1 protein-coding gene is annotated in these 1,475 nt (G+C 72.9%); it reads left to right on the top strand.

Features of this window, described 5'->3' with window-relative positions; genetic code table 11:
• Nucleotides 1-271 precede the first annotated feature (271 nt).
• Nucleotides 272-1,198: a L,D-transpeptidase family protein gene (locus LCE31_RS39585; RefSeq protein WP_225023125.1), complete on the top strand. Its 927-nt coding sequence runs from the start codon at nt 272-274 to the stop codon at nt 1,196-1,198.
• The last annotated feature ends 277 nt before the right edge of the window (nt 1,199-1,475 follow it).

Consider the following 1,475-nt stretch of genomic DNA (forward strand, 5'->3'; position numbering starts at 1 on the left):
CTACATGGCCGTCATGAGCCTCGACCCGACCGGCGCCGGCCGCAAACGCTGGACCATGCGCTGGAAGGGTGCAATGAACGCCTTCGACCTGGCCTTCGACGGCCGCTTCACCGCTGGCCAACTCCAGCCACACCAAACCCACTTACATCGCAGGCTTTACAGACCCGTGCCTGGCGCACCTCACCGCCGCCCAACGGACGCAGGTCCGCGACGTACTGGACTCGGCCGATCTCACATGAGCCGGCCGCCGAGGAAAGGCCCGAACCCGACCATGCCCGCACCACGTCCCGCCCACCGGAGCACGTCCGAGCACGGAGCGCCCGAGCACGGCACGTCCGAGTACGGCGTGCCCGATCGCAGTACGCCGTCCGACCTGCTCGCGCCGCGCCCCCGCACGGGTGGCGGGCGCACCGTACTGGCCGCCGTCGCCCTCACTGCGGCCGGTGCGCTGCTCGCCGGGTGCGGCGCGGCGACCGGCACCGGCGCACGGCCGTCACGGCTGGCGGAACAGGGCCCGCTGTCCACCACCGCCGGCGCCGGCGGCGCGGCCAGCCGGGACGCGCCGCGCACGGTGCGGTCCACGCCCACTACCACGCCCGCCCCGGCCACATTGCCCGGGGTCGGCCCGAAGACCCTCTCCGAGATCCCCGCCGGCAGCGACCAGGTGGTGCTCGTCACCGGTGCCGGCCACGACTCTTCGACGTCTCGGGTGCGGCTCTTCCACCGCGACCCGGTCACCGGCTGGACGGCGGCGGGACCGGTCTGGCCCGCGCACAACGCGCTGCACGGCTGGAGCGCCGACCACCACGCCGGCGACCTCCGCTCGCCGATCGGGGTCTTCACCCTCACCGACGCCGGAGGCCGGTTCCCGGACCCGGGCACCGAACTCAGCTACGACCACGCGCCGATCGGCTTCCAGTCACCGGGCACCGGCTTCCACGGCGAGTCGCTCGCCGACTCCTTCGACTACGTGATCGCGATCAACTACAACCGCAAGCCCGGCACCACCCCACTGGACTGGACCCGCCCGCTCGGCGCGTCCCGCGGCGGCGGCATCTGGCTGCACGTCGACCACGGTGGGCCCACGCACGGCTGCGTCTCGCTGCCGAAGGCGGTGATGAAGACGCTGCTGGGCACCCTGGACCCCGCCCAGCACCCGGTGGTGGTGATGGGCGACGCCAAGGCGCTGTTCGCCTGAGCGGCGGGCCGCCGCTCAGGCGAACCGCGTCCGGGTCGCCGCCGAACCGCTCGGTGTAGGAGGCGAGATCCTCGTCGGTGATCTTCGCGAAGAGTACCGGCGGCACGCTGGACGCGGTGCGGGGAGCGTGGTCAGGGCGCGGGCCTGCTCGGCGGTGACCCAGGACGCGGTGTCGCCGGCAGGGGGTCTGTAAAGCCTGCGGCTCTGTCCCGTAATCGGTGGTAACGCTGTGCGGTGATCACTGGAGGAGGATGCGGTGGCGGAGCAGAGGGAACCC

The organism is Streptomyces sp. 8L (assembly GCF_020176795.1).
In the GTDB taxonomy this organism is placed as follows: domain Bacteria; phylum Actinomycetota; class Actinomycetes; order Streptomycetales; family Streptomycetaceae; genus Streptomyces.